Genomic DNA, 8,275 nt, shown 5'->3' with positions numbered 1-8,275 from the left:
TTGCAGGATTTTTCCCACGCAGAGTTTATATGCGACAACGTGTCGCTACACGATGGAATTCGTCAACATAGTATCTGGTGGATTTTCGTGCAGCACGGTTGACCGTCACCCGGTTCCACACCTGATCCTGGACAATGAGCATCCCCAGCTTCTTCAACTGTTTCCCCAAGTCCTTAATGTCAAAGCAGATGATACGGTTCTCCAATTCCACGTTTGTCCTATGGTTGAATACTTTCAGGGAACCGTTCACATAGATTTCAAGCGCTGTTGCAATCCGCTGTGCCTGCATTTCCTTCTGCTCCCGGAGGCATTGGTACAGATCCCCAAGTACCGGCATATTCTCTGGAATCGGATTCCCAAAATATTTCTGGTACACGATTGGCAGACAGCGGTCAATCACCGATTTTTCCTCCGCTTCAATACCGTTCCTTGCCCCCATGATCAGCTCACACAAGGATAAGATAAAATCACTCTTTACGCCTAGTGGGTTATCATCATCCGAATAGTCCATATTGATGTCCATCGGATTAATATAGTCCCGGCTTGTGGCTGAAATATGGATCACCTGCCCGCCTAACGCATGGACAAGTGGATAATACTCGCCCTCTGGATCTCCAATAATGATGTCGTCCTGGGTGGCAAAGAAAGCATTGGTAATTTCTCGTTTCGCTGAAAAAGATTTTCCAGATCCGGGCGTACCAAGTATCAATCCATTCGGGTTTTTCAGTTTCTTCCGGTCTACCATGATCATGTTGTTGCTCAGCGCATTTAAGCCGTAATACAACGATTCCCCCGCCATAAATAATTCCTGCGTGGTGAACGGGACAAAAATTGCCGTGGATGTGGTAGTAAGCGCACGTTTGATAGGGATTAGATTCAATCCCAATGGGACGCTGCTCATCAACCCCTGCTCCTGCATATAATCTAATCGGCGTAATGAGCAATTGTATTTCTGTGCAATACCCGCCGTCTGGAATACGGCGTTGTCCAGATCCTGTTTTGTCTTTGCCGTGTTTAAGAACAGCACCGTTACAAGGAACATCCGCTCATTCCTGGACTGCAGATCTTCCAACAGCCGCTTCGCTTCCCCTCCGTAGGTATTAAGGTCAGAGGGGATGATGTCCATATCGTACCCTGATCGTACTGCCTTCTTCTGCTCCTCGATTTTCATCCGGTTAATGTCCGTCACCTTGCTTTTCACCAGCTTGATTGCCTTCATCTGGTCTAAGGACTGGATATGCAGATTCACCATCAGGTTCCTGTCCATATCCAGGAACTCCGCAAGCATCTTGTCCGTCAGCTCCGGGGCAAGTATCTGTAAGTAGGATGCCGCCCCAAGGGTATCCCCCATCTGGAAGTCCTTCCCATTCTTAAATACGAAACTGGTGGGCGCAATGAAATCCTTCGTCCCCATCCCGGTACGCAGCACACTATCATAAGAAAACTTAAACGGTGTCTTTTCATCCGGGTTAAAGGTTTCATACAGCACCTGCAGGCGTTCCTCTCCATTTAAGGGATAAGCAGATACGCCAAGCACCTTAAAGTTGTTCAGGATATCCGCTTCAATCCGTTCCAGCTTCGGCTTTGCCTCCCGGATGTTGTCAGCTTCAATCCCGAATGTGATGTATTTGGTACGCACAAGCCCATTATTACCTTTCGCAAGTTGGTTTTTCAGCATCTGTGCATACTCCATCCGCACATCGTCAAAATCATCATTCTGCGGCTTGATCTGGATAATGGATTCAAACTCCTTCATGTTGCTGTGATGGTTCACAAAAGATAACTGGAAATGTATGGTATTGTCAAAATAATTAAGGAAATCGCACCAATTTTCAAAAATGGCATTTTTATCCTCATTCTGTGCCAACTGATAATTAATATCATAGAACCGGATGGTCTTGGAATAATATTTATCCTGCACCCGGCAGATCCCGTCCTTTGCCATCTCCCGGTAGGGAATGGACTGCTGTGCGGAAACCTGTTTCTCCTTTGTTTTTTTCTCTTTTGCTGTATCCCGGCCTTTGTGTACTGCGGCATTTCTTGTACCATATTTTTGTACTGCCGATGCCGAATGTGCTTTTTTCTTTGAAACACCTTTCTTTTTCTCCGCTTTCTGCCTTGCTGCCTCCCTCTTTGCCGCTTTTTCTGCTTCACGGGCAGCTTTCAATTTTGCTTTCCGGTCTGCTTCCTCCTGGATCTTCCTTAACTTCTCTGCCTCCTTTGCAGCCTTTTCCATTGCTTTTTTCTCACGGCGGGTGAGCTTCCTGTTTATTCCCATGCTGCCGCCCGTCCCGGAATAAGCGGGATTGTCCTCAAAATCTATATAATCATCCTCCGGCCCATCCAGCCAGTCATCCAGGTGGATCGCACCCTCCTTGCCCGTCACCCTTCCTGGCTGTCTATTTGCTCTTTTTCTTTCCATGCTTTCCTCCCCCTTTCTTCTGTTTCGGCACGGTCTTTCTTTCCTCCATCTCATAGATATTTTTTATCTCATATCGGCGGACTGCCGGCTTTTTCAATTTCACATTGATGATATTGAAGAGAACTTTCTCAAGCGGCATCCCGTCTTTCTCATACATGGCGAACAAAAAAGCCGGGAGCATCAGAAGCACCATTCCCGTTGCCGCATTACTTGTCCCAATATAATTTTTCGTGAGGAAATAAAAAGGCAGCCCTACAGCCGCCGCAGCCACAAGGCAGACAAGCTGCCTCTTTGTAAGGTTTAAGACCACCTTATTCTTAATCTTCGTCAAATCTTTCGGCACACTGACAAATGCCATCTAAACAGCCTCCTTCCTGCCTGCGGCATAATCCGCAAAATCCTTTACTGTATAAAATATCCGCTTGTTGTTCACCCAGCGCTGAAGCTGACGGGTAATTTTCGGCGCACTTGGACGGTCATAAACCATCACATATGGCGAAAATCCCATATCACGCAAGGTTTCCACACGGTATAAATCCTGCTCATGGCTGCTCCCATAATTCGTAAGCACGTAGACCTGCCGCTTCCGTTTATCCTTCACTGCCGTCAGTTCCAAAAATCTCTGGAAATATCCTGTCAGATCCTCGTCCGGGTTATCCCATGCAAAATGCACCATCTTTGTGCGTACTTGATTCAGCAGGGAAACATTGTCCGGGTTTATCAGGCGGATGTCCAGCCCCTGGGAGAAATCCACCCAGGCACGGCTTTCTGCAAGCTGCTGTATCAGCTTTTCATGTTCCGGGCAGGCCAGGAGGTTCGCATCCATCAGTTTTATCTCTTTCTGCCCATCCCAAAATTCAGAAAGATCAGCGACCTGTACGCTCCTTCTCCCTTCCTTGCCGCTGACAATACAAAATCCGCAGTTCCGGGGGCATCCACGGCTTAAAAAGCCATACGCCGTATCGGGAAACTGCGGATATAAACTGTAATCCGGATAACTATGTTCAACGTCATCCGGCAAGTTTTCTTTCAATCCATAGCCTGTGCCGCCACTGATTACTTCCTCAGCATTTTCGACCATAAATGTATCTTTGGAATACGTGTCTGTAAATACCCTGCTTTTATAAACCATGCCATACCAGCCTCCCGGCTCCCACCATTCCACAGAATCTCCCTGCGCCTTATGGTAAGCCGATAACTTCATCAGACACAGGTTCGGCCAGTTATGGGAATCCACGTCTATCAGTCCAATCTTCAAAAAATCCTCCTTCCTGCTGTCTAATGCGCATTGAACACTGCCTTGCTTAACCCGCTTGTTTTCATCAGGCTGAAACAGAGGATTACGGTATATGCCGCCACCCCGAACAGCGCCGAGTGCATGTTGTCTGAAATCTGAATGGTTGACACCAGCACCGCATAAATGCCGACGCACACCATCATAAAGAACCCCTGGAACCCAAGCGCCAGAAGCCCACGGAAATAGTTGTTCCCCACCTGCCCCCATTCCCGGTTGGAGAAGGTGGCAAAAGGGATTGGCGCAACCGAAGTGTAAAGGTAGATCTCTATCATACGCCCATACAGAAGCACCGTGATAAGCACGGACATAATCTTCATGCACAGGCTGACCAGCATGGTTTCCAGGGCCAGCACTACAAGCTCCCCGATCTCCATAGATTCCATCGCCGTTTCCATTGCCTCTATCATGGTATCTATGTTGATGGCAGTCTGTGCGTTGATGGCGCCGCCTGCGGCGCTCACCACATGCTGCCCCACGTCAAAGACCGCCATCGCTATGGTAAAGGTATTGCTGACCAGATACACAGCCACCCACATCTTGAAAAAATACTTGAAAAACATCCATGTATCTATTTCATGCATACTGTTTTTCTCCGTCAGCATGGAGATCAGCTCATAGCAGAGGACAAACGTGATAATCATGCCTGCAATCGGCACGATCACCGAATTTGAAAGATTCTGTATCAGGCTGAAAATACTCCCGTTCCATCCCTGCGGCGTCTGTCCAACCTGTGCGGCAATCTCCCCGGTTTTCTCATTGACATCCGAAAACATTTCCGTCAGGTTGGACGTTACCATCCCGGTCAAAAGCTCCCTCATCCACTCCTCGATTGCCTCAAAAATGCCATCGAACATGAATGAATCCCCTTTCCTTTATTAGCTGAACAGATTTCCAAGAAGAGGGATCAACTGTGTACCAATGAGGACAACCCCACCTCCGGCCATAAGTTGCTTGATTCCTTGCGATTTCGCGCCAGGGTTATCATTACCATAACCTTCCAGGAGGTTAATCACGCCCCACACTGCAAGCCCGGCTCCGATCGCCACGACCAATGTTTTTAAGATTCCGATTGCTGATGTAAAAAATGCCATATTATACCTGAAACCAAAATCAGAATTTCACGGATTTTACCGTTTTGCACAAACAAAAAAACCGCCAGTATCTCCTGACGGTTCGCCCTTTCCAATTTGGTTTATCCTTTCTTTTTTATTGTTGTATTATTTTCTTTGTGCAATGGGCTGTTTTCCCCAATCATAGGCTCTGCCCGGATTGGCTGCAGGATATATTCCTGACCTACTGCCTTAATAGTAAAAACCATTATCTCCCCTTTCTGACTTTGCGACACGATGTCGCAAACTTTCTCTTCTGGATATGCTTCATACCTGCGCCTTACAAAATCCACTTTACGACACCGTGTCGTAAACTTTTTTGTATGCTTCAAAATCTACCTTGCGACATCGTGTCGTAAAGTTTTCTTCTGCCAAGTTTCAAACGAATATTTCTGCATGGAACCCACTTTGCGACATCGTGTCGCAAAGTTCAAGCCTAACATACAGCAAAAAGAATAGCTTCCCTGTCTATGCCCCCTGCCGATCCCCGTCTGCTGGCTCCGTTGTTCCCTCTGCAGTTTCCTCACTTCCGTCTACTTCATATAGATCAAATTCCTCCTTCATCCTGATTTTTAACTGGTGTTTCATATACGCCTCCACATCAAAGGCATTCTTCTTGTCATAATCCGATAACTGCTTGTACCGCTTATGCCTGGTAATATCGAACTTGTCACTCAGGAACGGGCGAACCCCACGCAGCTGTAGGATGCACTTATTCCCGTCCATAACGGCAAGCTCATCTCTGCTCATCAATTCTTTTCCTGTTTTTTGATAATTTAATCCATAAGAACGGCTCTGCCCACGGGTATCTGACGTGTTGTAAAGATCTATCGTCTCCTTCCCTAAATTTTCAGAAATCTCCTTTAACGTGGAGCCTTCCTTGCCCCCAAGGAATAACATGGTGTCGCAATTACCTAAAATTGTCTCGGCTGCATCTTTATAGATGGTTTTCAACTGGCTCTGCGACTGTAAAATAATAGACGCTGATATTTCCCTGCTCCTTATCGTTGCGATCAGCTTGTCAAACTTTGGGATCTGCCCGATATTGCTGAACTCATCCAACAACAGCCTTACATGGTAAGGAAGCCTGCCACCATGCACATCGTCCGCCCTGTCACACAATAAATTGAATAGCTGGGTATACATGATTGCCACAAGGAAATTGAAGGTATCGTCCGTGTCGGAGATGATAATAAACATTGCCGTTCGCTGATCCCCGATCATATCCAGCTCCATTTCATCGTAAAAAGTCAGCTCCCGCAGTTCCGCAATGTCAAATGGCGCTAATCTGGCTCCGCACGAAATAAGTATGCTTTTTGAGGTTTTGCCCGCCGCAAGCTTGAATTTCTTATATTGCCGTACCGCAAAGTGTTCCGGCTTCTCCTGTTCCAGTTCCTCAAACAGTTCGTCCACAGCATTTTTAAATTCTTCATCGTCCTCCCTCGTCTCCGAAGCATTGATAAACTCCAGTAACGTAGAGAAGTTCTGTTCTTCCTCTGGCGCTTCATAATAGATATAGCCAATCAATGCACAGTACAAAAGCCGCTCTGCTTTCGTCCAGAAATCTTCGGAAGATTTTTCTCCTTCCCCCTTCGTATTTGCAATAATAGTGTTCACCAGCTTCAAAATATCTTTCTCCGAGCGGATATACCGGAACGGATTGTAATGCATACTTTTGTTGAAATTGATGGTATTTAAAACCTTGATCTTATACGGTTCATAAACAACTTTTCCATTCTTATCCCGTACCGCTTTCCCGTCTTTCATTTTCGGTGTGCCACGCCTCAGCATCTCCCCACATTCGACCAGGATTGTGCCTTTCGGATCAGTGACACAATAGCTGACATTCGGCGTCATCTGCATGAGCTGCGGCTTCACATAGAACCGTGTCTTGCCGCTTCCACTTCCTCCAATAATAATTACATTTTTATTCCTGGCATACTTTGGCTGTTTCGGCCTGCTGTTCATGGTAAGGCGTTCCGTCTGCGTCAGGAGAATATTATTCTCAAATACCGGGTCTATGTATGGGGCAATATCTTTCGGCGTTCCCCACCTTGCAGATCCATACTCCACTCCCTGCCGGTATTTCTTCGCATTTTTGCCTTTCAGATATACCATGAGTTTCACAGCCACAGCCCCGGCCACTCCGGCCAGCAGATCACCCCCATGAATACTCGGAATCGGATTTTCAAACGCCAGTTGGAAATTTAAGAACAGCGCCATCGACTTTTCTATCATGGAATCCCCTACACAATGGCGGTACAGCCACGCTAATTTATCCACTAGATAAAACACAATCACATAGGGGATATTCAGCATTGCCAGACGCTTCACATCTACGGGAAGCATTTTCTCCCGGATTATGCTTTTTAATTTTCCAGACAACGGCACGGATTTTTTCTCTGCTGCAGGTTTCTTTTTTGGTTTCCCACTCAATGCTCCGGCCTCCGTTCCTTCTGTTTCGTCTTTTCCCGCTCCCTGTGCTTTGCAACCCGCTCCTTCACCAGTTCCAGCTTCCTGCGGACGGATGGTTTCTTGCTTTTATTCAGCGACTTCCCGGTATATTCCTTAAATGCCGCCGTCATGACATCCACATCCTTTGCCTTGAAAAATACAAAATAACGGGGCGGGGAGATGGATGTGTCTTTTTTCAAGCTGAAATCAATGCTGTATTTCCGGGCACATTTCTCAAAGGATTTGATATTGCCGTCTGTCACTTCAATATTGGAAAGCTGGCATCCTTGATTCATCAGCTTCTCCATGCTCTGTTTCCCGTGGCTTTTAGCAGCTCCTTTCTCCGCTTTCTGCACTGCCTGTTTCTCCATTTTTTTCTGCTTCCCGTTCCGCTTCTCCTGTTCCATCTTTGCCAGCGCTTTCAGCATGGCGGCTTTCAGAATCCTTGCGGAGATCTTGCCGCCATTGACGCACAGCGATACGGTTTTCTCATTTACCTCGTCCTGCAAGTCGTTCCCCCTCCTTTCCTGCGGATTGTTTTTTCTCCCCCATCTCCTGTAAAATTTTTTTCAGACAGTAACCGATGCATGGGGAATGCCTGCCGTATGGACATCCTTGACAGCCGCCACCGCCATTTCCGCTAAATTCCTGCGGCAGAGGATTTTCGGAAACATCCACTGATGCCGGACTCTCCTTCGGGAGAAGGTAATAACATTCCTCCTGGCTGCAGCCTTTCCGCTTTCCTTTCCAGAAATAACAGTGTTTACAGTCACCCGGCCTGTCCGCCGCATATCTCCTGTTATCCCTCGCCCGGTTCCGGCTGTCTGTCCTTCCTGCCTGCATCCCATTCCCCTCTCTGCCTCATTTCCTCCATCCGCTGGTCCTCCTGCGCCCCTGCCCGGATGCACGAGTACAGCGTGACCGCCACAAATACGCCTGCGGCGGCAATGATTCCTTTCATTCTGCTTCACCCCTTTCCATATGGGGCACTGC

At 47.3% G+C, this 8,275-nt stretch carries 10 protein-coding genes; all 10 read right to left on the bottom strand.

Going from position 1 to position 8,275, the window contains the following annotated elements; genetic code table 11:
- Positions 1 to 25: 25 nt before the first annotated feature.
- The gene (locus E5329_RS21410) at positions 26 to 2,422 is read right to left on the bottom strand and encodes a VirB4-like conjugal transfer ATPase, CD1110 family (RefSeq protein WP_275443575.1); all 2,397 of its coding nucleotides are present in this window, start codon (positions 2,420 to 2,422) and stop codon (positions 26 to 28) included.
- The gene (locus tag E5329_RS21405) at positions 2,400 to 2,780 is read right to left on the bottom strand and encodes a PrgI family protein (protein ID WP_135976558.1); all 381 of its coding nucleotides are present in this window, start codon (positions 2,778 to 2,780) and stop codon (positions 2,400 to 2,402) included. The genes E5329_RS21410 and E5329_RS21405 overlap by 23 nt, the downstream gene beginning before the upstream one ends.
- Positions 2,781 to 3,680, bottom strand: coding sequence for a radical SAM protein (locus E5329_RS21400; RefSeq protein WP_168354821.1), 900 nt, complete (start codon positions 3,678 to 3,680; stop codon positions 2,781 to 2,783).
- Positions 3,681 to 3,700: 20 nt separating this feature from the next.
- Positions 3,701 to 4,573, bottom strand: a complete 873-nt coding sequence (locus E5329_RS21395; RefSeq protein WP_004083199.1) for a VirB6/TrbL-like conjugal transfer protein, CD1112 family — start codon at positions 4,571 to 4,573, stop codon at positions 3,701 to 3,703.
- 21 nt (positions 4,574 to 4,594) lie between these two features.
- The gene (locus tag E5329_RS21390) at positions 4,595 to 4,810 is read right to left on the bottom strand and encodes a Maff2 family mobile element protein (protein WP_004083202.1); all 216 of its coding nucleotides are present in this window, start codon (positions 4,808 to 4,810) and stop codon (positions 4,595 to 4,597) included.
- A 101-nt stretch (positions 4,811 to 4,911) separates the two neighbouring features.
- Positions 4,912 to 5,160, bottom strand: a complete 249-nt coding sequence (locus tag E5329_RS21385; RefSeq protein ID WP_016219888.1) for a hypothetical protein — start codon at positions 5,158 to 5,160, stop codon at positions 4,912 to 4,914.
- 136 nt (positions 5,161 to 5,296) lie between these two features.
- Positions 5,297 to 7,177: a VirD4-like conjugal transfer protein, CD1115 family gene (locus E5329_RS21380; RefSeq protein WP_242838168.1), complete on the bottom strand. Its 1,881-nt coding sequence runs from the start codon at positions 7,175 to 7,177 to the stop codon at positions 5,297 to 5,299.
- 83 nt (positions 7,178 to 7,260) lie between these two features.
- A complete protein-coding gene (locus E5329_RS21375; protein WP_016219886.1) occupies positions 7,261 to 7,791 on the bottom strand; it encodes a PcfB family protein in 531 nt (176 codons plus the stop codon).
- Between the two features lie 60 nt (positions 7,792 to 7,851).
- Positions 7,852 to 8,130 carry a hypothetical protein gene (locus tag E5329_RS21370; protein ID WP_159749796.1) on the bottom strand — a complete coding sequence of 93 codons (279 nt, stop codon included), beginning with the start codon at positions 8,128 to 8,130 and terminating at the stop codon, positions 7,852 to 7,854.
- On the bottom strand, positions 8,082 to 8,243 hold the full coding sequence (locus E5329_RS30005) for a hypothetical protein (protein WP_016219884.1): 162 nt from the start codon (positions 8,241 to 8,243) through the stop codon (positions 8,082 to 8,084). The genes E5329_RS21370 and E5329_RS30005 overlap by 49 nt, the downstream gene beginning before the upstream one ends.
- Positions 8,244 to 8,275 lie beyond the last annotated feature (32 nt).

Origin of the sequence: Petralouisia muris, from assembly GCF_004793545.1 — a bacterium.
GTDB classification, from domain to species: Bacteria; Bacillota; Clostridia; order Lachnospirales; family Lachnospiraceae; genus Petralouisia; species Petralouisia muris.
This window is presented reverse-complemented; position numbering and strand designations above follow the sequence as displayed.

What these genes read in the sequence shown, in the direction of transcription:
- E5329_RS21410 (WP_275443575.1), bottom strand. Translation starts at nt 2,422, where the DNA reads ATGGAAAGAAAAAGAGCAAATAGACAGCCAGGAAGGGTGACGGGCAAG.
- E5329_RS21405 (WP_135976558.1), bottom strand. Translation starts at nt 2,780, where the DNA reads ATGGCATTTGTCAGTGTGCCGAAAGATTTGACGAAGATTAAGAATAAG.
- E5329_RS21395 (WP_004083199.1), bottom strand. Translation starts at nt 4,573, where the DNA reads ATGTTCGATGGCATTTTTGAGGCAATCGAGGAGTGGATGAGGGAGCTT.
- E5329_RS21390 (WP_004083202.1), bottom strand. Translation starts at nt 4,810, where the DNA reads ATGGCATTTTTTACATCAGCAATCGGAATCTTAAAAACATTGGTCGTG.
- E5329_RS21380 (WP_242838168.1), bottom strand. Translation starts at nt 7,177, where the DNA reads ATGCTTCCCGTAGATGTGAAGCGTCTGGCAATGCTGAATATCCCCTAT.
- E5329_RS21370 (WP_159749796.1), bottom strand. Translation starts at nt 8,130, where the DNA reads ATGGGATGCAGGCAGGAAGGACAGACAGCCGGAACCGGGCGAGGGATA.
- E5329_RS30005 (WP_016219884.1), bottom strand. Translation starts at nt 8,243, where the DNA reads ATGAAAGGAATCATTGCCGCCGCAGGCGTATTTGTGGCGGTCACGCTG.